This is a genomic window from Colwellia sp. SU-HH01172, assembly GCF_057553355.1.
Genome location: NZ_BAAJMB010000001.1, coordinates 77,746 through 101,045 on the forward strand (window position 1 = coordinate 77,746; position 23,300 = coordinate 101,045).

General features: G+C 39.8%; 27 protein-coding genes. 12 read left to right on the forward strand and 15 right to left on the reverse strand.

The genetic code is table 11. The features are described 5' to 3' along the window. Both AC27JP_RS00370 and AC27JP_RS00375 read left to right on the forward strand, forming a co-directional pair. Positions 1 to 327: a hypothetical protein gene (locus tag AC27JP_RS00370; protein WP_487111446.1), complete on the forward strand. Its 327-nt coding sequence runs from the start codon at positions 1 to 3 to the stop codon at positions 325 to 327. Further along, the gene (locus tag AC27JP_RS00375) at positions 314 to 2,014 is read left to right on the forward strand and encodes a Na(+)/H(+) antiporter subunit D (protein ID WP_487111448.1); all 1,701 of its coding nucleotides are present in this window, start codon (positions 314 to 316) and stop codon (positions 2,012 to 2,014) included. Before AC27JP_RS00370 ends, AC27JP_RS00375 begins: the two co-directional genes overlap by 14 nt. Before the next feature lie 247 nt (positions 2,015 to 2,261). Here the strand turns inward: AC27JP_RS00375 and AC27JP_RS00380 are convergent, their stop codons facing one another. Next, a complete protein-coding gene (locus AC27JP_RS00380; RefSeq protein WP_487111450.1) occupies positions 2,262 to 3,161 on the reverse strand; it encodes a LysR family transcriptional regulator in 900 nt (299 codons plus the stop codon). A gap of 106 nt (positions 3,162 to 3,267) precedes the next feature. Here AC27JP_RS00380 and AC27JP_RS00385 point away from each other — a divergent pair, with 106 nt between their 5' ends. The 3 genes from AC27JP_RS00385 to AC27JP_RS00395 all read left to right on the forward strand — a co-directional run bounded on the left by AC27JP_RS00385 (position 3,268) and on the right by AC27JP_RS00395 (position 6,183). Beyond that, a complete protein-coding gene (locus AC27JP_RS00385) occupies positions 3,268 to 4,101 on the forward strand; it encodes a pirin family protein (protein ID WP_487111452.1) in 834 nt (277 codons plus the stop codon). Positions 4,102 to 4,115: 14 nt separating this feature from the next. After that, the gene (locus AC27JP_RS00390) at positions 4,116 to 4,709 is read left to right on the forward strand and encodes an isochorismatase family protein (protein ID WP_487111454.1); all 594 of its coding nucleotides are present in this window, start codon (positions 4,116 to 4,118) and stop codon (positions 4,707 to 4,709) included. Positions 4,710 to 5,019: 310 nt separating this feature from the next. Next, positions 5,020 to 6,183: a hypothetical protein gene (locus AC27JP_RS00395; RefSeq protein WP_487111456.1), complete on the forward strand. Its 1,164-nt coding sequence runs from the start codon at positions 5,020 to 5,022 to the stop codon at positions 6,181 to 6,183. A 396-nt stretch (positions 6,184 to 6,579) separates the two neighbouring features. On the opposite strand, the gene AC27JP_RS00400 is transcribed toward AC27JP_RS00395, so the two are convergent. The 4 genes from AC27JP_RS00400 to AC27JP_RS00415 all read right to left on the reverse strand — a co-directional run bounded on the left by AC27JP_RS00400 (position 6,580) and on the right by AC27JP_RS00415 (position 10,657). Beyond that, positions 6,580 to 7,458: a TlpA family protein disulfide reductase gene (locus AC27JP_RS00400; RefSeq protein WP_487111458.1), complete on the reverse strand. Its 879-nt coding sequence runs from the start codon at positions 7,456 to 7,458 to the stop codon at positions 6,580 to 6,582. Positions 7,459 to 7,785: 327 nt separating this feature from the next. Continuing rightward, a complete protein-coding gene (locus AC27JP_RS00405; protein ID WP_487111459.1) occupies positions 7,786 to 8,253 on the reverse strand; it encodes a carboxymuconolactone decarboxylase family protein in 468 nt (155 codons plus the stop codon). Positions 8,254 to 8,297: 44 nt separating this feature from the next. Then, positions 8,298 to 9,116: a helix-turn-helix domain-containing protein gene (locus AC27JP_RS00410; RefSeq protein WP_487111460.1), complete on the reverse strand. Its 819-nt coding sequence runs from the start codon at positions 9,114 to 9,116 to the stop codon at positions 8,298 to 8,300. A 374-nt stretch (positions 9,117 to 9,490) separates the two neighbouring features. After that, entirely contained in the window at positions 9,491 to 10,657 is a 1,167-nt protein-coding gene (locus AC27JP_RS00415; protein ID WP_487111462.1) for a methyl-accepting chemotaxis protein, read from the reverse strand. Positions 10,658 to 10,838: 181 nt separating this feature from the next. Between AC27JP_RS00415 and AC27JP_RS00420 the strand changes: the two genes are divergently transcribed. Then, a complete protein-coding gene (locus tag AC27JP_RS00420; protein WP_487111463.1) occupies positions 10,839 to 11,006 on the forward strand; it encodes a DUF2897 family protein in 168 nt (55 codons plus the stop codon). 19 nt (positions 11,007 to 11,025) lie between these two features. On the opposite strand, the gene ppiC is transcribed toward AC27JP_RS00420, so the two are convergent. Further along, the gene (gene ppiC / locus AC27JP_RS00425) at positions 11,026 to 11,304 is read right to left on the reverse strand and encodes a peptidylprolyl isomerase PpiC (protein WP_487113394.1); all 279 of its coding nucleotides are present in this window, start codon (positions 11,302 to 11,304) and stop codon (positions 11,026 to 11,028) included. Between the two features lie 165 nt (positions 11,305 to 11,469). Here ppiC and can point away from each other — a divergent pair, with 165 nt between their 5' ends. Beyond that, positions 11,470 to 12,069 carry a carbonate dehydratase gene (gene can / locus AC27JP_RS00430; protein WP_487111464.1) on the forward strand — a complete coding sequence of 200 codons (600 nt, stop codon included), beginning with the start codon at positions 11,470 to 11,472 and terminating at the stop codon, positions 12,067 to 12,069. A gap of 76 nt (positions 12,070 to 12,145) precedes the next feature. Here the strand turns inward: can and AC27JP_RS00435 are convergent, their stop codons facing one another. The 6 genes from AC27JP_RS00435 to AC27JP_RS00460 are packed head-to-tail and all read right to left on the reverse strand — an operon-like array spanning position 12,146 to position 17,412. Beyond that, positions 12,146 to 13,465: a tetratricopeptide repeat protein gene (locus AC27JP_RS00435; protein WP_487111465.1), complete on the reverse strand. Its 1,320-nt coding sequence runs from the start codon at positions 13,463 to 13,465 to the stop codon at positions 12,146 to 12,148. A 44-nt stretch (positions 13,466 to 13,509) separates the two neighbouring features. Beyond that, positions 13,510 to 14,160 (reverse strand): energy transducer TonB, encoded by a 651-nt coding sequence (locus AC27JP_RS00440; RefSeq protein ID WP_487113396.1) that lies wholly within the window; start codon positions 14,158 to 14,160, stop codon positions 13,510 to 13,512. Positions 14,161 to 14,177: 17 nt separating this feature from the next. Then, entirely contained in the window at positions 14,178 to 14,591 is a 414-nt protein-coding gene (locus tag AC27JP_RS00445) for an ExbD/TolR family protein (RefSeq protein WP_487079825.1), read from the reverse strand. 58 nt (positions 14,592 to 14,649) lie between these two features. Further along, positions 14,650 to 15,177: a MotA/TolQ/ExbB proton channel family protein gene (locus AC27JP_RS00450; RefSeq protein WP_487111467.1), complete on the reverse strand. Its 528-nt coding sequence runs from the start codon at positions 15,175 to 15,177 to the stop codon at positions 14,650 to 14,652. A gap of 3 nt (positions 15,178 to 15,180) precedes the next feature. Then, positions 15,181 to 16,623 carry a MotA/TolQ/ExbB proton channel family protein gene (locus AC27JP_RS00455; protein WP_487111469.1) on the reverse strand — a complete coding sequence of 481 codons (1,443 nt, stop codon included), beginning with the start codon at positions 16,621 to 16,623 and terminating at the stop codon, positions 15,181 to 15,183. Between the two features lie 12 nt (positions 16,624 to 16,635). Further along, positions 16,636 to 17,412, reverse strand: coding sequence for a DUF3450 domain-containing protein (locus AC27JP_RS00460; protein WP_487111470.1), 777 nt, complete (start codon positions 17,410 to 17,412; stop codon positions 16,636 to 16,638). Between the two features lie 234 nt (positions 17,413 to 17,646). On the opposite strand from AC27JP_RS00460, the gene AC27JP_RS00465 reads away from it, so the two are divergent. Further along, positions 17,647 to 18,297, forward strand: a complete 651-nt coding sequence (locus tag AC27JP_RS00465) for a sulfotransferase (RefSeq protein ID WP_487111471.1) — start codon at positions 17,647 to 17,649, stop codon at positions 18,295 to 18,297. Here the strand turns inward: AC27JP_RS00465 and arsJ are convergent. The 3 genes from arsJ to AC27JP_RS00480 all read right to left on the reverse strand — a co-directional run bounded on the left by arsJ (position 18,294) and on the right by AC27JP_RS00480 (position 21,046). Then, on the reverse strand, positions 18,294 to 19,517 hold the full coding sequence (gene arsJ / locus AC27JP_RS00470) for an organoarsenical effux MFS transporter ArsJ (RefSeq protein WP_487111473.1): 1,224 nt from the start codon (positions 19,515 to 19,517) through the stop codon (positions 18,294 to 18,296). The genes AC27JP_RS00465 and arsJ overlap by 4 nt on opposite strands. Positions 19,518 to 19,549: 32 nt before the next feature. Next, entirely contained in the window at positions 19,550 to 20,566 is a 1,017-nt protein-coding gene (locus AC27JP_RS00475; RefSeq protein ID WP_487111475.1) for an ArsJ-associated glyceraldehyde-3-phosphate dehydrogenase, read from the reverse strand. Positions 20,567 to 20,653: 87 nt separating this feature from the next. Next, positions 20,654 to 21,046 carry a metalloregulator ArsR/SmtB family transcription factor gene (locus AC27JP_RS00480; RefSeq protein WP_487111476.1) on the reverse strand — a complete coding sequence of 131 codons (393 nt, stop codon included), beginning with the start codon at positions 21,044 to 21,046 and terminating at the stop codon, positions 20,654 to 20,656. A 120-nt stretch (positions 21,047 to 21,166) separates the two neighbouring features. On the opposite strand from AC27JP_RS00480, the gene AC27JP_RS00485 reads away from it, so the two are divergent. The 4 genes from AC27JP_RS00485 (at position 21,167) to bfr (AC27JP_RS00500) (ending at position 23,167) form a co-directional block, all read left to right on the forward strand. Then, positions 21,167 to 21,580: a hypothetical protein gene (locus tag AC27JP_RS00485; RefSeq protein WP_487111477.1), complete on the forward strand. Its 414-nt coding sequence runs from the start codon at positions 21,167 to 21,169 to the stop codon at positions 21,578 to 21,580. Between the two features lie 271 nt (positions 21,581 to 21,851). Continuing rightward, the gene (locus AC27JP_RS00490; RefSeq protein WP_487111479.1) at positions 21,852 to 22,046 is read left to right on the forward strand and encodes a bacterioferritin-associated ferredoxin; all 195 of its coding nucleotides are present in this window, start codon (positions 21,852 to 21,854) and stop codon (positions 22,044 to 22,046) included. Positions 22,047 to 22,213: 167 nt separating this feature from the next. Continuing rightward, the gene (bfr, locus tag AC27JP_RS00495) at positions 22,214 to 22,678 is read left to right on the forward strand and encodes a bacterioferritin (protein ID WP_487111480.1); all 465 of its coding nucleotides are present in this window, start codon (positions 22,214 to 22,216) and stop codon (positions 22,676 to 22,678) included. 21 nt (positions 22,679 to 22,699) lie between these two features. Next, entirely contained in the window at positions 22,700 to 23,167 is a 468-nt protein-coding gene (gene bfr / locus AC27JP_RS00500; protein ID WP_487111482.1) for a bacterioferritin, read from the forward strand. Positions 23,168 to 23,300 lie beyond the last annotated feature (133 nt).

A 23,300-nucleotide genomic window follows, 5' to 3' on the forward strand; every position in this document is an offset into this window, starting at 1 on the left:
ATGAAAGATGATAAAAAACACTTATTTGATGATCCCAAAAATATAAAGCGACTCCTTAATATTTTTTATCTGTGCTGTGCGATATTGGTGATATTGGATTTTGTTATTCATCGCCATACTATGCATGAATGGGATGGTTTGTGGGCTTTCTACCCTATCTATGGCTTTGTTGGCTGTGTGGTTTTGGTGATTGTCGCAAAATGGATGCGGACTTTTTTAATGCGTGCTGAAGATTATTATGACAATGCCTCAACAGCAGACATCAATACCGACGCCCTTGATAAAAATGCGCTGAATAAAAAAGGAGAGCATCATGTGGATGATTGATCTCCCGCCTTTTGTGCCATTTTTTATCGGTGCACTGATTATACTATTTACTCGTGGCATGCTGCGAAGTGCCATAATGGTGGCTATTCCGATAGTGAGTGCCTTTCATCTTTGGATGGTACCAGAGGGGGCATATCTACAATTTGCTTTTCTTGATTATCAACTTACCCCCTACCGCGTAGATAAGCTTAGCTTAATGTTTGGCTATGTCTTTCACATCGCGGCGCTAATTGGCATCATTTATTCGTTACACCTTCGCGATACCATGCAACAAGTCGCGGCAATGTTATATGCAGGAAGCGCCTTAGGTGCTGTTTTTGCCGGAGATTTATTAACATTATTTATCTTCTGGGAATTACTTGCATTTACTTCGGTATTTCTGATTTTGGCTCGCAGAACTCAGCGCGCCTATGATGCGGCGATTCGCTATCTGATTATTCAAGTGCTTTCCGGTGTGATATTGCTTGCCGGCGCGCTTTTTTATGCCTCTGAAAACAATAGCTTAGAATTTGGTTTTATTGGCTTAGACAGTATTGCCGGTTGGCTTATTTTTATTGCTTTCGGTATAAAGTGTGCATTTCCGTTTGCTCACAACTGGCTAACCGATGCCTACCCGGAAGCGACCGTAACCGGTACTGTATTTCTCAGCGCTTTTACCACCAAAATAGCGGTTTATGCCTTAGCACGTGGCTATCCAGGGACTGAAATATTGGTCTATATCGGCGCGGCCATGACCTGTTTTCCAATATTTTTTGCGGTTATTGAAAATGACTTACGCCGCGTATTGGCCTATAGCTTGATAAACCAAGTCGGCTTTATGGTGGTTGGTATCGGTATCGGTACAGCGCTTGCCATCAATGGTGCCATTGCTCATGCCTTTAATGATGTCATTTTCAAAGGCTTGTTGTTTATGTCGATGGGGGCAGTACTACACATGACTGGGCGGATAAATGGCTCTGATCTTGGTGGTTTATATAAAACTATGCCTAAAACAACGATTCTTTGTATCGTCGGTGCCGCGTCTATTTCTGCTTTCCCGCTATTTAGTGGTTTTGTCAGTAAATCTATGGTGATGTCAGCGGCACTAGAAGAAGGGTTTGATTGGATATGGTTAATGCTACTATTTGCTTCTGCTGGGGTATTCCATCATGCGGGCATAAAGATCCCATATTTTGCCTTCTTTGCTCACGACTCTGGTATTCGAGCAAGTGATCCGCCTAATAACATGTTGATAGCAATGGCAATTGCTGCTGCGCTTTGTATTTGCATCGGCATATACCCACAAGCATTATATTCATTGTTACCTTACGACACAGGTTACAATCCTTACGATGCAACTCATGTGCTAGCACAGGCGCAGTTGTTGTTCTTTTCTGCATTGGCTTTTGTATGGCTTAATCTTAAAGGAATGTATCCACCTGAACTACGCTCAACGGTTTTAGATTTTGATTGGCTGTATCGCCGAGCTGTACCAAGTGTACTACAGCAAATGTTTAGCGTTATATGGCAAGCAGATCGGGCATTACGGGATGCAATGAAATTAAGATTGTATAGCTGCTTAAGTTATTTTTCTGGCAAGAATAATCGACTGAGCGCGCTGCTTTCACAAAACCACCCATCAGGTAGTATGGCTATGTGGGTTGCTGTGGTGCTTGCTGCATTTTTATTCCTTAGCTTTATTAAATAAAATCTAGTCTCACCTTCAGGTGAACTAGATTTAACAGGATAGAATGGAGTACTGCTCTAATTCAGCTGAATTTTGAAAAAGGCCAATGACTGCTTGGCGACACCATTAATAACTAAGCCCTAGCAGAAATGTTAGGGCTTTTTTATTTTTATAAATTTTTCAACTTGTCAATAAAGGGCATAGAACGGGCCAGCCTTAGCTATTCTACAAGTCCAAAGCAACCTTAATACTTAGTAATGCTTTTGAATTAAACTGTCCACGGAGCGTTGGGTGAGACTTTTTCAATAACATGGTCAATAAAAAGTCTAATAGATTTCGTCATGTACTTATGTGATTGATAAATCAAAAACATGTTTGATTTAGGTGTTTGATAATCTGCCAAAACCTCTACTAGGCGCCCAGACTCTAGGTGGTCTTTGACTAATGCAATCGGTACATAGGCGATTCCTAGCCCATTGAGAGCTGAATCTATAATTAAATGCATGCTGGTCGTTGCATATCTTCCTGAAACAGTTACTTGATACTGTTGTTTATTTTTAATGAATTGCCAATGACTTGCTGACAATGACTTGCCCATGATAAGACAATTTAGCTTGGTAAGGTCGTCGGGATGATTTATTTTTTTTACCGTTTCTAAAAACTCAGGACTCGCACAACAAACGCTATGTTTAGGACCTATTCTTCTAGCAATTAATGAAGAGTCTTGTAGCTGACCTGAACGAAATGCCACATCAATACGATTTTCTACCATGTTGATATAGCTATCAGATGTATCTAATTCAATACTAATTTCCGGGTATTCTTTCAAAAATTCTGTTATCCATGCCTGTGCATATTGCATGGAAAAATCAAAAGGCGATGAGATGCGAATTTTTCCCTTTGGCTTGGATTGCGCCTGCATCACAGCGTCATTCGCTTCCTCAAGCGCAATTAGGTGTTGCTGACATAAGTGAAAATAATGTCGCCCTTCTTCAGTCATTGAAAGTTTCCGTGTACTTCTATGCAGTAGCTTGACACCAAGACTGGCTTCTAACTGCACCACTTTGCGACTAACCGTAGTCGCAGGCATAGCTAAATTTTTACTTGCTCCAGAGAAACTACCAGCCTCTACAACGCTAATAAATACTTTAATATCATTAAGATCCATTCATTACCTTCAAATATGGGATTAAAAAAACCAAATAAACCATCTAATCAAACAATAGGTCTTGTCTTAACATTTATCAATAGCAATTAACACAGGATCTAAAAAGATGACAAGACAAATTCAAGAAATCAGAAGCGGCAAAAGGCATGGACCAGTAGTTAGTTTTGTCAACTCAGCAAATGTTACAGAGCTCAATCCTTTTGTACTATGGGATCACTTTTATCTTCCACACGTAGCAGGTAGCGCAGGATTTGATTTTCATGGTCACTCTGGCGTTGCGACAATAAGCTACCCACAAATAGGTGATATCGGCCATGAAGACACCGGTGGACACTCAGGTATGCTAAAAGCCGGCGGCGTTCAAATTATGTCAGCAGGTGCAGGCGTATTGCATAAAGAGACAGTATATCCCGATAAGCGTGTCGCTGATGCATTCCAGCTTTGGGTGGCTTTACCTGAAAATGCTCAAGAAATGGGCCCGGTTAGCTATTCTACTCTACAGCAACAAGACATACTGATTGTCGAGGCAGATGGCTCAAAAACCAAAGTGCTTATTGGCCAATTCCAAAACAAAAAAAGCAGCGCACAAGCCCCTGTAGATATGACCTATCTTCACGTCAACCTAGAAGCAGGAAGTGAGTGGCAGCATTTAAGCCATGAGTCTCAAACCACAGCATTTATTTATGTTCGACATGGCTCAGTTGATACCGGAGGTGTGCATTTATCGTCTGGTGAACTGGGCATATTTGAAAAAGGAACCGAGGCTCTAGTCGTTAACACTTCAACACAAGAGGCAGAATTTTTATTGGTTTTAGGTGCGCCACTTAAGCAAAAAATTATTAGCAACGGCGCGTCTGTTCATAGCAACAGAACCAATTTAATCGCAGGAGTACAAAAAATACAGCAACTGCACACACATGGCATTAGCCAAATTTCTTAAATAAGAGGTCAATTATGAATACTACAACTTTTACCCCAGAAAACTCAGTAATGTTACTTATCGACCATCAGGTTGGCACTATGGGCTGGGTTGGCTCACTAGCACTTGATGAAATTAAAAAGAACACCGTCGCTTTAGCTCGTGCAGCTAAAGAAACCGGTATGCCGCTAATTTTAACCTCCAGCATGGAAGATCAAGCACAAGGACCACTTTTTGATGAGTTAATTCAAGCTGTGCCTGAAGCTTACGAAAACCGCATCCTTCGAGCGGGTGTTGTTGACAGTATGAAAGATGAAAATTTTGCCGCCGCAGTCGAAGCCACAGGACGAAAAAATATCATCATTGCAGGTATTACAACCGATGTTTGTGTGGTTTATCCTGCCATTACAGCACTTAACAACGGCTATAATGTACAGGTTGTCGTTGATGGCTCAGGCTCGCCAACCACTCTTGCAGATGAAACGGCATTAAGAAGAATGGAAAGCCATGGCGTAACGCTTACATCAACAAACCAGTTAATTGCCGAACTAGCACAAGACTGGAGTTCAGAGAACGGAGGGAAACTAATTCAAGTATTGTTTGAAGAAATTCTTTCGAAATTACACTAGCAATCAAAATGCCGTAATGCATACATATCAATCACTAGCATTACGGCATGATTTGAAACATTAATTTCGCCCCTCTCCCCCTCGATCACTTTTTGCTGCGCCGAAAATATCTGTTTTCATATGCGAAGTAACGAATCGATGAAAGAATTTAAAATTTACAAAAACGCTTGTACATTAAATGGAGCGTAGAGTGGCTTGCTAGACGACAGCCCAATTGTAAGCCATACTAAATTAACAGGAACGCAAGGTTTCTGTCTCAATTCTGTCTATCGTAGTTTATAGATTTTTCCTACTAAGGGAGCGCTATGCTATGTCTTGCAATTCTAGTTCTACCGAAATTCAGGCCGCGTGGTCAAAAGCATCTCCACGTGATTTACACATAGATTGGCTTGGGCTTAACGGCAGGGATGATGGTTCGACGAAAAAATGTTTCACTCCAGAACAGACATTGCGCGTAGAGGGCGCGGCAGTTCTAGACGTGGTGATCCGTGAACCAAAATTTTACGAAGCCAACTTCGATGCATCTTTGAAAGGTGCACAGTTCGCCCCACGCAAGAGCGTGAGCGCAGGTAACAACTTGCTTTTCAAACCACAGCTGTGGGGTAAAAGTGAGGTACTGTACGAACTTTCTGAAGCGCTATTTTCTGGTCAGGACGGCCATATGCGTTTGTTATTTGAGAACACGGGCGACACGCCTATTCAGATCACTGACATTCATTTTAATCTAGATAAAGCTATCACAAGTTCACACTACCCAGATCAAGTCATGCTGGCGCCGCATTCCGAAGTTGATATCTTGATCCCGCTAAAAGTGCCCTTCGAAGTAAAGCCTGGCTTATATGACAGTTCTCTTTCATTTCAATCCGATCAATCTGAGCAGGCCTATACTGAGGATTACAAAATTGCAGTTTATCGCTTGGTTAAAAGTGAGCGCAAAACTCGGCTCGGAAGCCCCGGCTCTCCAGAAATTGAACTGGACTGCACGTTTGGGGTTGATACCCCCTTTCACTGTTATGAAGAGATCCACTTTCGCCAAATTATCCAAGTTGATCTGTCGTCGAAACGGCTTGAAGCAAAAATCGCCACAGAGGAGTTTAATGCGTTAGTTCGCTTTCCTAATGATGTCAATGCGAGCACGGTTGCTCTTTGGGGTGAGCCAATGCCAATAACGCTGATGACCAATTACTATAGTGTTGGCAGTGTCGCTAGAAAAGGATTTGGTGTTTTAACGGGTGCCGCCGCCGCAGGCTTTGCAGCACTAGGGGCCGCTGCAGCAAAAGCCGCGCTTTCCACCTTGTTAGCACTCGTTCTTTCACCTTTACTGTCACCTTATGCATTCTTTCTTGTTGCACTATTTATTTTAACTGCATCCTTTGAAACATGGTGGTCAGTCTTCATAGGTGCTGCGGCTGGTATGACGGGCTTTGAAATCAACTTAGCGATATGGGATGAAATTGCAGATGTTGTTTCCTAGTTTCCCCAAAAACGGTTTCTTTAATTATTTTAGGACAACCGGCGGTGAAACGGGCACGGAAGATATATTTATTGAGCAATTGATATGATTTGCTCAAGTTTTATATCGACCGTCCCAGACTAATAAACTAATAAGGAAAAGCGAATTGACTTAGAGTCGTAATTTCTACTTCCGTAACGATGAAATTATGCCTACACAGTTACCTGAACGACAGCTTTGATGTTTGTTGCCAATAGATAGCGTATGCAATTTAGAAGAGAAGTTTATATCTTCTGTAAGCTCATAGCTGCCAGTGGAGTCTATTTTACCAGATGTCGCATTGGAACCTTAGTTAGACAATACCTAAAGGCTGTTTGGGTAATTAGACAGCCTTCCTTTTTACTAAAATAAAACCAATTATTCATTTTTAAAAAGCTTTTTTATTTCATCACCAGTAATTCTTTTGATGACTTTACCACCCTCAATTTTAATAATCGTTGGAATGCTTCTAATATTGAAATAGGTAAATAGCACACCGTTAGTATCAATGTCGAATGGGAAGCTTATATCGTATAGTTGAGTGAAGTCTGTGAGTGCTTTTTGATCAGTCCATAAATGATTAACAAATCCATGCCATTCTTTAGCTTCTGATTTATCATAGAGTTGAGTAATATTTGACTGGACTTCCTTACATTCACTCGCCATTTCAGGTCTAGAATCTTTTAAGTACCAATCACACCACGTAGCGGTAAAAAACAATGTATGACTTCCTTCCAGCCAAGGCTTAATGATATTTTTCTTTTCTTCGACTGTAATTCTTTTACTACTCTTAGTTGCAAGCTTGCTTCCATTTGCCAATTTATCAACAAACGTATCAAGTACGGTATCCGATTCGTGTGTTGTGTATACGATATAGTTATCTGAATTTATAAGCACGCTAAATGGTGTACCCACTAAACCAAGAGCCTCACTCAACTTCCCACCTTTATCTAAAAGAACCGGCATTGTTAATCCCTTTTTATTAATAACATCATCAATAAATTCCATGTTTTCATTAATATTGATGTTAACAGCCAAAATATTAATTCTGTCGCTGTATTTTTCTTGAATACGTTGAAAATGAGGCATTTGCTCCATACATGGTTTGCACCATGTAGCCCAAAACTTTATGTAAGTAGGCTTAGTTTCGTTAAATTTTGATAAGTTAACTACTTTGTTAGACCTAAAGTCTGTTAGTTCAATTTCCTTGAATTCACTTGCCATCACTGAAGGCAAGAAAGCAATTTGTAAAGCCATGAAATAAAAAAGCACTTTCATATTTATTCTCACTTTTGGTATTTGTTATACAAAATAAAATATCCTTAGAACTCAAGTTAACTCAACTTTAGTTAGCTATCAGAATACTTAATCGCGACTTGAGTTTTTCACTCAAGTCGGCCTAATTTTCCTAGAAGCTTATGACAGCATTTTCTGATTAACTTTTCTGTTTTATAGTATCTATTAATATCAAAGCAGAACCTGTCATAAATTGCCAACGCCAATCGTGGCATATTCTGCCAACGAAAAAGACTAAACTCGCGATAACACCGAGTATATTCTTTATGCGCTGAAATAATGTTGTTTTCATAATGAGTTCTGTTCTATAAATTCAGGCTGAAAATTAAAGCCTACCGATATACGATTCCAGCTATTAATTTGTAAAATTATACTTGTCAGATCCATAAGTGTTTTCTCTCCAAAAGCGTTTTTTGCAGTCAAATAGTCATTTTTATCAATTTGTGAACTAGCTAGTAGTGTTAATGCTTCAGCCCAAGCTAACGCAGCTCTTTCGTCTGAAGAGAAACAAGAAAGCTCCCTCCATGCAGACAAAACGTCCAATTTTGCTTGTGTTTCTCCATCCTCACGAGCTTCTTCTGAATGCATGTGTTGACAATAACCGCACCCATTTAGCTGTGATACACGCAATTTAACTAAGTCTTGCAATTGCTTGGAAAGACCAGTGTTTTTGGGGACTTCACCTAAAGCTGTTAGATGGTTGACAAAATGAGGATAATTCTTATATAACGAATTTGCTGTAATTATCGATTGCATTTTAAATATTCTCTTAAAGTTAAAATAGCTACTTTAAATAGAATCTAAAATATATAATTGGAAATTTGCGACAACTTACGTTTTCTATACTGCAATGGCGTTTCTAAAGTATGTTCCCGAAATGCGTTGGTGAAGTGTGCTTGGTCAAAATACCCACAATCTAGACCAATAGCTGCTATAGCATTTGAAGTCGAAATTAATTTCTGCCTAGCGTTACGTATTTGTGCATAGCAGTATAACTGGCTTGGTGTAGTTCCCAAATGCTTTCGAACATATCTTTGTAATGTGCGATGCCCTACGCCATAGTACTCTGCCACCTTTAGGGGCGGCAAAACATTTTTAGAAGCTTGAATCAAAAGTGCATTCAATTTATCGAAACGAGGAAAATCCCGACATAAAAGGTTTATTAACCAGTCCTGCAATAAATGATGCTGTTCAATAATATTTAATTTAGGTAATGTGTCTAATAATAAACTGGTGTGGATTTTGTGTGTGCAATTTAGATCAGTAAAATCAACATCAATATCCTTAATTTCACTTACATCTACCCCTAAAAGAGCAAAAGCACCTCCCGGCTTAAATCTTATACTGATATAACTGTTCAACATATTCCAGCGTTTCATAAACACCTGAGTATTATTAAGAAAACTAACGCTGGCATTATTCTCATTAACAGTAAAAGTAAGACTGGTTCCAGCATCAGGGTAAAGTTTTTCTTCAATAAAATGCTGAGAGGATTTTCTTCCATCAATCAGCCAAAAACACTGTACCCATCTAGAAATAGAAGGAGGTGGTTCTAGTACTGTTACGCCCATTGTATGAAAGTTGGCAGGCGGAATAAAATTTAAATCATTGTTTATCATTCAATTAACCTGTTAAGAGAAACATCACAATTGCATTTAAAAAAACGACCAAGTTAATCAAGAAATATCGCATGAAATATGCCTTCAGCTTAACATTACTAATGAAAGCTTAAACTGGTTATCTGTTTACTTGGGTACAGAAAACTTTTAAGCGATATTTAATCAACCTCAGCACTATTTATAGATTGCGTTTTTGAATATCTAATGTCAACTTTTCCTATAAAGTTAGCATTAATTAATGATGAACAACCCCTTTGGTGGCTTAGCTGTCCATCGGGAAAAAGCAATTCTATGCCTTCTGGATACATTAGATATGGAACATAAAAAAGGTTCGCAATGCGAACCTTATCTAATTTATTTCGTCAGTAAATATATCAAACACAAATTCTATTCAAGGTTGTATCAACTTCTTCTGCGGTTTGCTGCTGCATTTCCGCAAGCTCGGCAACTGACGATAAACCCGTATTCAATTCTCTGCTTAAATCTACCACCATTGACATATTATCGTTAATTGATGCCGTTGATTGCTGCTGCTCTGTGGTGCCGTGAGCTATTTGTGAGGTTAAGGTATCTACTTCGGTAAACACTTGACCAATTTGTTGCAATGCATCAACCACTTGTTCGGAATGAGTCAGACTGTCTTGAGATAAACTTTGCCCGCGGCTAATGGCATTTACGGCGTTGGCAGACTTTTCTTGTAAACCTTCAACCATAGAATTAATTTCAACCGTCGCTTCTTGTGTACGGTGCGCTAACGCACGTACTTCATCAGCAACAACGGCAAAGCCCCGGCCTTGCTCACCAGCACGCGCAGCTTCAATGGCGGCATTTAATGCTAACAAGTTGGTTTGATCTGCAATACCACGAATAACTTCTAATACTGAACCAATGCGAGATGACTCTTCTTGCAATAGTGCCAATTCAGACGCCATGGCAGTAACTTCATTAGCAAAATCTTCAATAGTATTTTGACTGGTATTTGAAGCGTTTGTGCCTTGTTCCAATATCGATAATACTTGGTTGGTTGTTTCACTCACTTGCATGGCACTTTCAGATAATGTTGTCGACGTTAAAGCGACTTGATCTATCGAACTTGCCATTTGCTCAATTTGGTTGGCAGATTGGTCAACTGCACCAACGGAATCGCTCATTTGCGCGGCTAATGACGCTGAGCCTTGCTTTAAGCGTTCAGATTCACCGCGAATTTCACTAATCACATCTGCCAAGTTTGCGATAAACTTACCAAGATCATTAACAACTTTAGCGAGATCGTCATTATTTTCATCTTTAGACAATTGAGTTGGCGCTTCATTAACACTAGCTACTTTATCAATATATTGCTGCAAGTTTTCGAGTCGTTGCGTCAATTTTTTCTGAGCATAAATATAGCCGACTAGCCCTTGCGCACAAGCCATAACGATTAACAAAATAATAATGGATGTTTGCGTAAGAGCGCTGCCAAAGAATATGACGGCGAGTATTGCCATAAAAGCTATGACAACAGTAGGGATGAGCAATTTAACACTAAGGCGATTCGACATCATTTTTCCAAATACAATTTATAATTATTTTAAAATTTAGCGCTGATCAGAAATTTCCAATACGCCATGTTGCAAGTTTGCAAATAAATTACATGCTATTGTGCTAATTTACTATTAGTTTTTTCCGTTAAATAGAAAAACTTGAGATACCGTATCAGGCAGATACCTTAAGGAAACCAATATGACCTTTACCACGATTTTAATTATTGTTGTTGCCGTTGGCTCAGTTTTCGCTGGGATTTTATTATTGAAGCAGTCAGCGAGTAAATTTGAGCTCACTGACGAACAACAACAAAAGGTTAAAGAAAGAGAAGCTGAGCAAGTTAAAAAAGATCACGACCAAGAATAGTTATTAAGGCTCTGCCGAATTAATTTCGGTAAATAGTTTGAATTAAATGAAAGCCAAATTTGGTTTTTATTGGCCCATGCACTTCCAACACGGCTTTTTTAAATACCACATCATCAAAGGCCTTAACCATTTGGCCACGTTTAAATTCGCCAAGGTCGCCACCTTTTTTACCTGACGGGCAAGTTGAGTTTTTCTTTGCTAATTGTCCAAAATCAGCGCCCTTAGCAATTTTAGCTTTTAATTCTTGGGCAAGCTTTTCACTTTTCACTAAAATATGACGCGCACAGGCAGTTGCCATAGACTTCTCCTCGATAAATTCAATATCGCCATTATAACGAAATTTGTTCAAGGCAAAAATAATTACTTCATTTTCATTCCACGCCACAAAGCTAAGACCAGTTTTTCCTTTACTTGTTAGCACAACAGCCTAAAATCACTTTATATTTTCCTTATTGGTTTTCTCATGAGTTCAATACAGCATTTATTTGATAATAATCAGCAATGGTCAGACAAAATAAAACAAGAAGATCCAAACTTCTTTAAAAACCTATCAGAACAACAAACTCCAGAGTACTTATGGATTGGCTGTTCAGATTCACGTGTGCCAGCCAATGAATTGCTTGGCATGCAACCTGGTGAAGTTTTTGTACACCGTAATATTGCCAACCAAGTTATTCATACTGACTTAAATTGTCTTTCAGTGATTCAATTCGCTGTCGATGTTTTAAAAATAAAGCACATTATTGTTTGTGGACATTATGGTTGTGGTGGCGTTATTGCCTCACTTGATGATAAAAGCCATGGCTTAATCGATAACTGGTTACATCATATAAAAGATGTTTATCGTTTTCATAAAGAACGCTTAGACGCGGTTGAAAACAAAGATGAAAAACTAAAATTATTGTGCGAACTAAACGTTATAGAGCAAGTTGCCAACGTTTGTAACACCACTATTTTGAAAAAAGCTTGGGATGCCAAACAAGATATTACCGTGCATGGTTTTGTTTATAATTTACATGACGGCATTTTAAAAGATTTAGAAGTTTCGGTTGAAAGTAACTAAGATTTCTCAATAGATAAAAACTAAAAAGGCTTAGCGATAATCGTTAAGCCTTTTTTAATGCGAGTTTGGCATCAAATCAATTTAGCATAGCTATACGTTCACGTTGCCCTTGCTCACGTTCAACATAGTGAAACCATTGCTTTGCGGTTTTTGCTGATTGTGGTATTTTTTGCGCTTGCGTAAAGGCAATTAAGGCCTCGTCAAACGCTTGTAAATTAAACTGCGCCATACCTATCACTAAATGCATATCTCCTGTTCGGGTTATTTGCCCGCGAAGTAACGCTCGGTTGGCGGCGTTTATCGCCTCTTGCCAGCGCTCTAAATTCAAATACGCTTGTGCCAATTGCACATCAAACTTGCCAGTGTCTGCAATTTCTGACGCTTTTATTAATATTGGTAATGCTTTTTCATCTTCTTTCGCAGCGACATAGGCTTGCGCCAGTGCTTCTAAACTTTTTTCACTCGCCACTACAGTACCATCGGCAATGGCTTGTTCTAATAACACAGCTGCTTTGTATGGCACTTGATGAAAACGATATAATTGCGCCAACGTCATCACCTCACTCGCTTTCGTGATGTGTCCTGCTTGCCATGAAGCTTCCATAACTGCCAATTGTTTTTCTTCTTCTGCCACTTCGCCATACATGCCAGCTAACTGCAACCAATACTCAGGTTTATCAAATAGGCGCACCAATTGCTCCATTACTGCAACCACTTTTTCAGGTTGTTTTAACTCATAGTAACTAGCTCGTTGCAGGATCAACCAATTTTCTTTAATAGCTGCGTTATTTTGTTTTGCTAACGCAATTGCTTGCTCCACCTGTGGAATGACTTGATCAAACTGTTTATCTTGATAATAAACTTGAGCAAACATTATGTGCTGTTGAGCCGTTAATGCTTTGCTGTTGTTGGTTTGCCATTGCTGCAAATAATTTAACGCTTGCTGGTAGTTTTGCTGCTGCATCGACAATTGTGCTAATGAATATAGCGTTGATAAATATAATGAATCAGGAATCGCCTCTTCCTTGATTACTAATTCAAAATGTTCAATGGCTGAGCTAATGTCTTCATTGCCATAATACATAAATGCATAGAAGTTCCACAGCATTGCCCGCTCATAACTATTTAAGCTATCTAAGCGCTCTTTAACTTCATCAAGAACATCAAAACCGGCAATTTTAACGCCTTCATCAGCTAACTTTTGTGCTCTCGCTAATTGGCTATAAACTCGATTTCGCATCGCGGGCACTTTCTTCGCGCTACGTTTTGCCGTAAATTTTTGTTCGTTTACATTATCTTTTTTCTCAATTGTTTGGCCGTGCGCTAAATTAACAGCTGATAAGCCACATAACAGGCCAATACTTAGTAAAGGTACAGCTAATTTATTCATTAACATGATCTGCTCTCCTCTTTGTTTCAATTGTGCTTTTGTATTAATGGTTAACCATCAATAGCAAAAGATATTTTGTTTTGTACACCTGCCACTTCCATGGCAACACCATCAACAACCCGCGGTTTATATTTAAACTTCAATGCGGCATCTAACGCTGCACGATTAAAAATATTCTCTGGCTCAGCTTTTACCACGGCCGCATCACGAACAGCGCCAGTTTTCGTGACCGTAAATTCAACAATCACATAACCTTCTATGCCTCGTGCTTGCGCACGTCTCGGATAAATAGGTGCAACTTTAACTATCGGCAAATAGTCGCCATCACCACTATCAAGACTAAGACCACCACTTAGCCCGGCATCTAAAGCAACATCGGCAGAAAAACTGCTACTAACGGCTTGGGCATTAGGATTCGCTTGCGCCATTTGTGGCTGCACCATAGGCGGTGGCGGAGTTTTAGGCTTGGCCGGCTTTTGCGGTTTTCGCTCTTTTTTTACCACCTGCTGTTCTTTTTTAAGGCGAATAAAGTCCAGTACATTGCCGCGTGGTGGCTCTGACATGACATCATTGCCACCTGAAATTAACGCCTGCATTCCCCACAACAAAGCCACCGTTGTCACTACCGCTAGCACGAGTCCAATAAGATAGCGGCTACTCGTTTGCAATAATACTGAAGGGGCTTGAGCCACATTCGTCATCTGTACATTTGCCATGGTTAGGCCTCTTGTGCCGCAATTGAAACGTCATAAACACCAGCCGCTCTGGCCGAATCCATCACTTTAATCAAGACATCGGTTGTGGCCTTTTTATCTGCTTGGATCACGACAGTTCCTTGCGGGTTTTCCGCTTTCAGACGTTCAATATTTGCTTGCACAGCGCGAACATCAATACGACGCTTATTGATCCAAATTTCACCTTTGTCACTGATAGCCACTAAGATATTCGCCCGTTCTTTTTTAACGGCTGTTGCCGCTTCTGGGCGATTAACTTCTATTCCAGCTTCTTTAACAAACGAGGCGGTAACGATAAAAAATATCAGCAAAATAAAGACAACATCCAACATAGGTGTCATGTTGATTTCTTCGCTTTCTTCTTGCTCTTGCAGCATTTTATTTAATTGCGAACGCATAATTTTTCTCTTATAAATTGTTTTGAGCTAGCAAAATTTGCCTTTTGCTAGCCACTGGTTAATGATCAACTTCCATTGCATCTTCAAGCAATTCTGTTTCCCGCTTGGCATTACGTTGTAACCAAGTCGCAGCAAAAACACCTGATAATGATCCCACCATGCCCGCCATAGTTGGTATGGTGGCACGCGAAACACCCGATGCCATTGAGCGCGCATTACCGCTTCCTGAAATCGCCATTACGTCAAACACTTCAATCATGCCGGTTACTGTGCCTAGCAAACCTAACAATGGGCAAAGTACCACTAAGCTTTGAATAAGCGGTAAGTTAGTACTTAGCATGGCGCTACCACGGGCAACCAGGGCGCAACGAATTTGTTCTGCATACCAGGAGTGTTGCTCAGTGCGACTTTGCCAACTATGTTTAAGCTGTTTTTTAACTCGGCGGTAGCCCCAAAAAACAAAAATCAAGCGCTCAAATATCAGCAGCCACATCACGGCAATAACAATGGCGATAACACTTAGTACCTGACCACCTGTATCGATAAATTCACCGATAGTATTCATTAACTCGATAAACCAAATCATGGTTTATGCTCCTTGCTCACTGCGCTCCGTGCCTTCAGCTCGCTCGGCAATAATGCCTGCACTTTGTTGCTGTAACAGGTTAATAATCGAGCGACTACGGGTATGTAATAAGGTAAAAATAAACACCATTGGAATGGCAACTACCAAGCCAAGTACCGTAGTAACAAGCGCCTGAGAGATACCACCTGCCATTAATTTAGGATCGCCAGTGCCAAATAAGGTAATCGCTTGGAAGGTATTAATCATGCCGGTAACGGTACCAAGTAGGCCAATAAGCGGCGCGACAACTGAAATAATTTTAATCAGTGTTAATCGACTTGATAACTTAGGCACTTCGCGAAGAATTGACTCAGATAACCTAAGCTCTAAGGTTTCCGTGTCCGCATTTGGATTTTGCTCTTTCACTAGCATGACGCGACCCAATGGGTTATCGCTACTGGCGGTGGCACTTTTTAATTGACGATTAACGCGACCACCAATCAAAAACAAAGTCACAAACCTTTCCAGCGCAATTAATAATCCCACCAAGCCTATCGCTAAAATCACATAGCCAACGGGGCCACCTTGCTCAACACGCTCTTGGGTATCAGGCGCTTGTACCAGCAAGCCGAGAATAGAGCCGCCGGTTGGGTCGAGAGCAAATGGCACAACTTGCTCTGCGCTGGAACTTAATGCTTGTGCACTTGCTAAATAACGTGCTGAAGGCTGACGAATTAACTCCGCAACTGAACCTGTTTCATCGATATATTCTAGATATTTACCATTGGCGATAAGGTTAAAGCCACCAACGCGAGTCACTTGTGTTAACTGCTTCTCACCATTTGCCATAACCACGTCACGGGTAAAGTTATGTACTTTTCCGCTTTGCGTCATTTCACGCTGTAATTCAAACCATAAACGCTCTATTTCTTCGATTGACGCTAGCTTTGACGAAGAGCCCATGCTTTGTGCAAGTTCATCTAAAAACTCTCCACGACCGGCAATTTGCGCCGAAACCACTGAGGTTTGGAATTTACTTTTCGTATCACCTGCCACTTGCTGTAAAACACCAAAAAGCTCTTTCAGTTCACCCATACGACGCGTTAACGCTTCGGTTTTATTAGCAAGCTTTACTTCATTATCTTGAAAGTTCGCTTCTAAACGCGTGCTAGTGCTAATCGCTTGATCGCGTGTTGCTTGTGCTTGCTTTAACAGCTTAGTTTGCTCATTTACTTTTAAGGTAAATTCGCGCTCTCGGTCTTGGTTTTGCTTAGTTTGCGCAATTTGTCCGCTCTCTAACCGTGATAACAAATCATCTAAGTTAGTTGATTGCTGCGCTGATACCGCTGATGCTGCAAATAATGAAGCCAGTACAATTGACGCCACTGACCTTGTTAATAGTGTATTCGTGGCTTTTAATGAATTTGAAACAACTCGGTTAAAAGCAAATTCTTTGAAAGAAGTCATGATTATTCTTCCTTATTCTGCTGAGTTTTGCGCGACAGGCACAGTAATGAGATCAGGAGCAAGTTGCTTGCGTGCAATGCGTAATGCTTTATTTATCGGTAAGCGAAACTCACCAGATAGTGGCTGCCAAGACTGTGAAGACTGTTGCCACATACCAAGTTGTTGACCATCTCGTGTTTGATAGACAAAACTCACTCGGCCAATACGAAGAAAATCAACGTCACGCTCTATGCCATCTACGGTCAAGAGTCCGGTATAGGCTTCAATCGTTCGTCCATAATCAACTTCTACTTGATAAGCTTCTAATACCCGGCGAAACTTTTCTGATACCGCAATATCGGCACGTTCTAACATGGTATTTAAGCTGGCTAATCGTTGCTGACGTTCTTCAGGTAAAAACGGCATGTCTAATTGCACAAATTCTTCAAGTGTACTGATCATTCTGGCCATCAGTGGTGATATTTGTCGTTCGATTATGCTCACTTGTTCCATTGAAATATCGAGTTGTGATAACTCTTTAAGCTGGTTTTCAATTTGCTTATGCATTTGTTTGTTATAAACATTTAAACCATCAAGCTCTTTATTAACCGTTTTAAATTGTTGTAATTTAGTTAATATTTTACCGTTAATGGCATCAATTTTTTGTTGTGATTGACTAGCCGATTGATTAATTTTTTCTCCGGCTGCAACGACATCAGTTAACTGATTTTCTTGTGCTAGCGTAGGCATTGAAATCGCCGCAGCAATAAAAGCGACTTGCATACACTTAGATAAAGTATTTTGTTTCATTGTCCATAAAACCTTTTAGAAGCGAGATTTATTAAGCCAGTATTGTTTAGGTTACTAATATCGGCTTAATCACTTGGCAAAAATTTTAATGGTTCAATATGACAATCTGGTTTCACTAATGTTGCAGGTTTATTAAATGACAGATAAGTGACATTTTTCTTACGCTAACAACGGAATTAAGGCAAAATAACCGCCCGCAGTTTATGAAAGCTAAAATATTACTAGCAAAAATATATGTCTAACGAAGAAAAAATTTTCATTATTGGTTTACCTAGAACAGGCACCACAAGTGTCTGTGCCGCTATGCTTGATTTAGGCTTTCGCGTTGCTCACACTGCCTACACAGATCGCTCCTTTAATGAAGCACAAGTTATTGCAGACACCCCAATATTTTGTGATTACCCATTGCTTGATAAAGCATATCCTAATGCAAAATTCATATACTTAGCGCGCGCCATGGAGAAATGGCTACCGTCAATTCAGCAATTACTGCTGCGTATGCATAGCAACTTAATTCGCGACGATGGCGGCTTTAATCCGATAATAAAGCGTTGCTATCAAACAACATTCGCGCCTTATTCACTAGAGAACATAAACAACTTTGCGTTTTTAACTGACTGTTATCGCCAACATCAAGCACAAGCTCAAGCATACTTTCAACACCGGGAAAAAAAATTTTTAGCCATAGATATTAGCGCTAACGACAGTTACCAAAAATTACTCCAATTTCTAGCCATTGAAGAAAATGAAGTGGCAGGTTCAGGGTTTGAGCGATTGAATGTTGGCGGTAAAGTAACAGCCTGGAAAGATATAAAAAGTGAGTTGAAAGTCGACTCGACCAATAAAGGCCGAGTCACTAAATTACCCTATATGGATGCAAGTTAATCCACTGGTAATCTGATATTGGGGATCATAGCAGCGAAAATAGCGGCAAAAGCGATAAATAGGGCTGAGACAATTAAACATGCTATCAAGCCATACACTTGAAACATCCAGCCCGATAACACAGTACCAAGCAATCGCCCCCCAGCATTGGCCATATAATAAAAGCCAACATCGAGCGAGACTCCATCTCTACCGGCCATATCGACAATTAGAAAACTATGTAATGAAGAGTTAATGGCAAATAGCACAGCAAATGCCATCAAGCCAACAATAATCACGGTAAAAACCGATACTTGGTTACTTAACGCTACCGCCATTACCGCCGGTACAAAAAACAGTAATGCTCCCCATTTTGCCGCATCTTTGCCACTCGGTAGTTGACCAGAGAACTTAGCGGTAATTTTAGGAGCAATGGTTTGAATAAAGCCGTAAATAATGATCCACGCAGCAATAAAACCACCAACCCAGGTATGTTGCCAGCCAAATTCCGCCGCCAAAAATACCGGCAGTGCCACAACAAACCAAACATCGCGGGCAGCAAATAAAAATAACCTGGCCGCAGAGAGCAAATTAATGGCTCGGCTTTTAGAAAAAACCTCGGTAAATTTGGGTTTATTTTTCGCTTTGCCTAAATCCTGTTTTAACTTCAACATGCTTATCAGCCAAATAACCGCCAACATTGCCGCCATAATGGCAATGGCACCGCTAAAACTAAATAATGTTAATAACAGCCCTCCAAGAAAAAAACCAATGCCTTTTAAGGTGTTTTTAGAGCCAGTGAGTATTGCAACCCATTGATAGAGTTTTTGACTTTCACCATCATTAACCAGCAATTTAATCGAGCTTTTCGCACTCATTTTATTCAGGTCTTTTGCAATACCTGACAGTGCTTGCGCCACCATAACATAAGCAACAGTAAGCAAGTGACTTGGCACCAGTAACATAGCTAACGCCAATATTTGCAAGACCAAGCCGATGTTCATGGTTTTATTGAGCCCTAAGCGAGCTCCTAACCAACCACCAACTAAATTAGTCACTACGCCGAAAATCTCATAAAAGAGAAATAACATGGCGATGCTGATCGGGCTGTAGCCAAGCTGATGAAAATACAGCACCACCAGCATACGTAACGCACCATCAGTCAAGGTGAACGCCCAATAATTGCCAGTAATGAGCAAGTATTGCTTAACTTGACTCGGTAATTCGCTTATTTTTTGCATCTGTTTTCTGCTAGTACTTTTTTAACATTGCACTATTTCGACGCTAAATCAGAGCGTCCCACCATACGCGCGATTTCCGCCGTTCGGTTGGCATAGCCCCACTCGTTGTCGTACCAAACATAAAGTTTTACCTGTGTGCCATTAATCACCATAGTTGACGGCGCATCAATAATGCTTGAACGCGGATCGGTTTTATAATCAATGGAAACTAAAGGACGCTCTTCAAAGCCTAAAATATCTTTCAATTCATGCTCGGCGGCGGCTTTTAATAAGGCATTAACTTCTTGCTCTGTGGTTGCACGTTCTAGCTCAAAAACACAATCGGTAATTGAAGCATTTGCCAATGGCACGCGCACCGCATGACCATTAAGCTTACCTTTAAGTTCAGGGAAAATATGAGTTATCGCTGTCGCTGAGCCTGTAGTCGTTGGAATTAGACTCATGCCACACGCACGAGCGCGGCGTAAATCCTTGTGTGGCGCATCTAATATGGTTTGCGTGTTCGTGATATCGTGAATTGTTGTCATCGAGCCATGTTTAATGCCGATTTTTTCGTGAATAACTTTCACCACAGGCGCAAGGCAGTTAGTAGTGCAAGAAGCTGCCGTCACTATTGGGTGTTTATCAGCGCTGTATTCGTCATCATTAACACCAACAACAATATTTAAAATACCGTCTTCTTTAACTGGCGCAGTAACAACAACTCGCTTTACCCCTTGTGCCAAATAAGCTTGTAATAACGCTTTGCTTTTCATCACGCCAGAGGCTTCAATAACCACATCGCAAGCCGACCAATCAGTATCAGCAATATTTTTATTTTGACTACAGGTTATTTTATTATCATTAATGATAATGTCTTCGCCGATATGCGTAGCTTGATGCTGCCAAATACCATGAATAGAATCGAAATTTAATAAGTGCGCTAAAGTTTCAGCATTGCCCGCTGGATCGTTAATTTGCACAATTTCAACATCATCCCAGTCATAAGCCGCACGCATTGACAAACGCCCCATACGACCAAAACCATTAATACCTATTTTAATTGTCATTACCTTGTTCCTAATTCAATTATATTTCGCTGATAGAGTTAACCGCTGAACTACCTGCTACGCGGCAAAATTTTACCTTTTTCCAATTTAATTACAGCAATTTACCATACGGGTTGGACGGTCACCCATCAGCTGTAGTGCATGTAAATGCGGGCTAATCAAAGCTTGGTTTTCTTGTAACGTTGTTGCTAATACCTGTTGAGTCCACAGCGGTAAGTTGGGATTAATGGCATAAAAAACCCATTGCTTTTGTTTACGAGTTAACAATATCCCTGCACTTTTTAATAATGCTAAGTGGCGAGATATTTTAGGCTGGCTAACTTCATCAAGCGCGACCATTAACTCACAAACACACAGCTCTTTTTCTTCAGTGATCATTAGGATACTTTTTAGCCTAATATCGTCAGACAAAAGTTTAAAAAATTCAGTTGCTCGCATGCTGCACTCTACATTGTTGGACGTTTCGCTAGTATATAACATAAAACATATATATTAAAATAATTATATAACAAATGAGTTATATAATTATTTTCTTAATTATAATCCTCAACTTAATTGCTGACTGGTCGATATATTAACCAACATAATAAGGTAACTGACATGAATACAATAACCAGTGACAGCTCAACAGCATTGAATTCACTAAAACAACCGCTATCCAAAGGTAAAGCAAGTGAAGAACCGCTTGAGCATATGAAATATGTTGAACGTCAGTTAGCTTCAACACCAAAAATGTTAGAAGAAGAAAAGGTAACCATTTCTGAAGAAGCCTTAGCAATGTTTCGTCAAGACGCGAGCAAAAAGTCGGAAAGTAAGAGTTCAGAAGACAGCGCTAACGATAAACTGATAGAACAAATTAAAGAGCAAATAGAAAACATCAAGCAACAGCTCAGTCGAATTAAACATGACAAAAGCGAAGAAGCTGAACAACAACGTACACAACTACAAATGCAATTAAATACTCTTAATGCAACCATGTTAGATTTACTCGGTAAGAAGCTCGACGCTATTTAAAGCCAATCTTTCTTGCTGTAATGAACATTGAACTTTAAGATAAACTTCCTGTTAGCTCCCTCATTTAGTACTTAGCTAGTACAATGAATTTTTAACCGACATTTCTGTAAAACCTTTATTCCTACTGGTTTATAACCAGATGAGAAAATTATTTAAATTTTTATTTCTTTACTTATCAATGCGCTATCAATTGACATTAAATTAGTTGTTGAACAAAACCCAAATAAGAACTATTATCAATCGCGTTATCAATCATCAGTGAATATATATTATGTTTGTTTGTATTTGCAAAGGCATCACAGACCATCAAATTAAGCAATTAGTAACCGAAAGTGGCGTTGGCTCAATGCGAGAGTTGAAGCAGCATCTACCATTAGGTTCACAATGTGGTACTTGTGTTAAAGTGGCGCAAAATATTATTGATAATACTATCGTTGATGAAAGCTTATTTAAAGAAGTGGGCTAGGCTTAGCTAACTTACTATTTTATTTCATAAATCCTAATTACAACTGATAACGATTACCATTAGCAACCAGTTGTTTTTAAAGGTTTTTTACAAATTACCTTTTGCATTCCTTGGTTTTCTTCCTATAATTACTGCCACTATTGAATATCATAAAGTTCGAGGCTCTAATGAAAGGTAACGCAAGCGTTCTAGCAACACTTAATAAAGTACTGACCAGTGAACTCACATCAATTAACCAGTACTTTCTTCACGCCCGCATGTATAAGAACTGGGGCATCAATGCCTTAAATAGTAAATGCTATAAAAAATCTATCCTTGATATGAAGCAAGCAGATAAAGTGATTGAACGCATTTTGTTCCTCGAAGGCTTGCCAAATTTACAACAGCTTTCCCCTCTTGCAATTGGTGAACACACTCAAGAAATGATCAGTTGTGACACACGTTTTCAAACCGCCCAAATTGACGTGGTTCGCAACGCCATAACTGTTTGTGAGCAAGAACAGGATTACGTTAGCCGTGAAATACTCGACGGCATTTTAAATGACGAAGAAGAATATTTAGATTGGCTAGAAACCCAGCAATACCAAATTGATAATATCGGCATTGAAAAGTATATTCAGGCACAACTTTAAAACCGTTAAAGGGGTATGAAAATGAAAGGTAATACACAAGTTATTTCTGCGCTAAACGGCCTACTTGCCTATGAATTAGCAGCAATGGATCAATATTTTATTCATTCACGTATGTATGAAGATTGGGGCATCAATAAATTATTCGAGCGAATTGATCATGAATTTGACGATGAAAAGCTGCACGCCTCAATGTTGATTCAGCGAATTTTGTTTTTAGAAGGCACGCCTGATATGCAAACGCGCCCAGGCTTGCATATTGGTAAAACCGTACCGGAAATGCTGCAAAGTGACTTAGATGTTGAATATGCCGTCGCCAAAGCACTTCGATCTGCCATTGCCATGTGCGAACAAGAAAAAGATTATGTCACTCGTGAAATTTTAGAAAAACTACTCGATGATACCGAAGTTGATCACGCCTTCTGGTTAGAACAGCAACTTGGCCTAATCAAAACCATTGGCTTAGAAAACTACATTCAATCGCAATTGTAGCGCATTCAACAACAGCAGATTACTCAAAGCCAGCTGTTATCGCTGGCTTTTCTTTAGCTACCTTAAAACGTGCTTGGTATAAATAACTCACCGATAGCAATCGTCATTGTTAAGCACACTCAAAAATCATCCT

Coding starts and splice junctions, on each gene's coding strand:
- AC27JP_RS00370 (WP_487111446.1), top strand. CDS start 1: ATGAAAGATGATAAAAAACACTTATTTGATGATCCCAAAAATATAAAG.
- AC27JP_RS00375 (WP_487111448.1), top strand. CDS start 314: ATGTGGATGATTGATCTCCCGCCTTTTGTGCCATTTTTTATCGGTGCA.
- AC27JP_RS00380 (WP_487111450.1), bottom strand. CDS start 3,161: ATGGATCTTAATGATATTAAAGTATTTATTAGCGTTGTAGAGGCTGGT.
- AC27JP_RS00385 (WP_487111452.1), top strand. CDS start 3,268: ATGACAAGACAAATTCAAGAAATCAGAAGCGGCAAAAGGCATGGACCA.
- AC27JP_RS00390 (WP_487111454.1), top strand. CDS start 4,116: ATGAATACTACAACTTTTACCCCAGAAAACTCAGTAATGTTACTTATC.
- AC27JP_RS00395 (WP_487111456.1), top strand. CDS start 5,020: ATGTCTTGCAATTCTAGTTCTACCGAAATTCAGGCCGCGTGGTCAAAA.
- AC27JP_RS00400 (WP_487111458.1), bottom strand. CDS start 7,458: ATGGCTTTACAAATTGCTTTCTTGCCTTCAGTGATGGCAAGTGAATTC.
- AC27JP_RS00405 (WP_487111459.1), bottom strand. CDS start 8,253: ATGCAATCGATAATTACAGCAAATTCGTTATATAAGAATTATCCTCAT.
- AC27JP_RS00410 (WP_487111460.1), bottom strand. CDS start 9,116: ATGATAAACAATGATTTAAATTTTATTCCGCCTGCCAACTTTCATACA.
- AC27JP_RS00415 (WP_487111462.1), bottom strand. CDS start 10,657: ATGTCGAATCGCCTTAGTGTTAAATTGCTCATCCCTACTGTTGTCATA.
- AC27JP_RS00420 (WP_487111463.1), top strand. CDS start 10,839: ATGACCTTTACCACGATTTTAATTATTGTTGTTGCCGTTGGCTCAGTT.
- ppiC (WP_487113394.1), bottom strand. CDS start 11,304: ATGGCAACTGCCTGTGCGCGTCATATTTTAGTGAAAAGTGAAAAGCTT.
- can (WP_487111464.1), top strand. CDS start 11,470: ATGAGTTCAATACAGCATTTATTTGATAATAATCAGCAATGGTCAGAC.
- AC27JP_RS00435 (WP_487111465.1), bottom strand. CDS start 13,465: ATGTTAATGAATAAATTAGCTGTACCTTTACTAAGTATTGGCCTGTTA.
- AC27JP_RS00440 (WP_487113396.1), bottom strand. CDS start 14,160: ATGACGAATGTGGCTCAAGCCCCTTCAGTATTATTGCAAACGAGTAGC.
- AC27JP_RS00445 (WP_487079825.1), bottom strand. CDS start 14,591: ATGCGTTCGCAATTAAATAAAATGCTGCAAGAGCAAGAAGAAAGCGAA.
- AC27JP_RS00450 (WP_487111467.1), bottom strand. CDS start 15,177: ATGATTTGGTTTATCGAGTTAATGAATACTATCGGTGAATTTATCGAT.
- AC27JP_RS00455 (WP_487111469.1), bottom strand. CDS start 16,623: ATGACTTCTTTCAAAGAATTTGCTTTTAACCGAGTTGTTTCAAATTCA.
- AC27JP_RS00460 (WP_487111470.1), bottom strand. CDS start 17,412: ATGAAACAAAATACTTTATCTAAGTGTATGCAAGTCGCTTTTATTGCT.
- AC27JP_RS00465 (WP_487111471.1), top strand. CDS start 17,647: ATGTCTAACGAAGAAAAAATTTTCATTATTGGTTTACCTAGAACAGGC.
- arsJ (WP_487111473.1), bottom strand. CDS start 19,517: ATGCAAAAAATAAGCGAATTACCGAGTCAAGTTAAGCAATACTTGCTC.
- AC27JP_RS00475 (WP_487111475.1), bottom strand. CDS start 20,566: ATGACAATTAAAATAGGTATTAATGGTTTTGGTCGTATGGGGCGTTTG.
- AC27JP_RS00480 (WP_487111476.1), bottom strand. CDS start 21,046: ATGTTATATACTAGCGAAACGTCCAACAATGTAGAGTGCAGCATGCGA.
- AC27JP_RS00485 (WP_487111477.1), top strand. CDS start 21,167: ATGAATACAATAACCAGTGACAGCTCAACAGCATTGAATTCACTAAAA.
- AC27JP_RS00490 (WP_487111479.1), top strand. CDS start 21,852: ATGTTTGTTTGTATTTGCAAAGGCATCACAGACCATCAAATTAAGCAA.
- bfr (WP_487111480.1), top strand. CDS start 22,214: ATGAAAGGTAACGCAAGCGTTCTAGCAACACTTAATAAAGTACTGACC.
- bfr (WP_487111482.1), top strand. CDS start 22,700: ATGAAAGGTAATACACAAGTTATTTCTGCGCTAAACGGCCTACTTGCC.